This window comes from Streptomyces sparsus, assembly GCF_054776295.1.
This window is the reverse complement of sequence record NZ_BAAHCA010001467.1, coordinates 1-812: the sequence shown is the minus strand read 5'-3', so window position 1 is coordinate 812 and position 812 is coordinate 1. Positions and strand designations below refer to the sequence as shown.

1 pseudogene is annotated in these 812 nt (G+C 75.5%); it reads right to left on the bottom strand.

The features are described 5' to 3' along the window. A pseudogene (locus ACYVE9_RS29075) lies at positions 1–812 on the bottom strand (sacsin N-terminal ATP-binding-like domain-containing protein); the annotation flags it as partial.

The window sequence follows — 812 nt, the reverse complement described above, 5'->3', positions numbered from 1 at the left end:
CCAGTACCGGGTGGCCGCGCAGCCACCAGGCGGTGTAGGGGCGGACGCTCTCCGTGGTGCCGTCGGGCAGCAGCACCCGCAGCGGGGTGGTGAGGGCGTCGCGCAGCGGCGGCTGCGCCAGCATGGCCAGCGCCTGCGGCCAGCGGTCGTCGTCGACGAGGTCCAGGTCGCGTACCGCGAGCAGTTCGCCGGCCACCGGGGGCACCGGCGTCTCGGGCAGCGTGTCGAGCACGTCCTCGCACCACACGTCGACCGCGTCCAGCAGGCCGGCGTCGTCCGGCTCGGCGAAGTCGCCCTCGCGCGGCTCCAGTTCGTCCGGGTCGAGGACGACGTCCTGGGCCCGGACGAGGGTGAGGCGGTCCAGCACGCCCACGGCGGTCAGCGGCTGCTCACCCCAGCGTTCGGCCAGCTCCGCGTCGCACGCGGCGAGTTCACCCTCCCGGATGACCTGCTCCAGGGCGCTTCCGGGATAGACGAGTTCACCGGCCGGCGCGGGTTCACCGTCCTCGTCGGGGAGAGCGAGCGCGCCCAGCCAGGGTTCGTCACCGGGGGCCAGCCCTGCGTCCCGGACCAGCGTGAGCACGGTCTCCACCAGTTCGTCCGGGTCGAGCGGGCCGGCGGCGGGGTCGTCGTCCAGTCCGTCGTCCCAGCGCTCCTCGGCCTCCATCGAGGTGGCGACCGCGGTGCGGACCTGCGGCGTGGTCAGTACCGCGCGCGGGGTCGCGGGTACCGCGCCGAGCTTCTCCAGCAGCGGGTGCGCGGCCTCGGCGTGCGCCACCTTCAGGCCCAGCCGGGCGAGCAGCCGGGCCGCC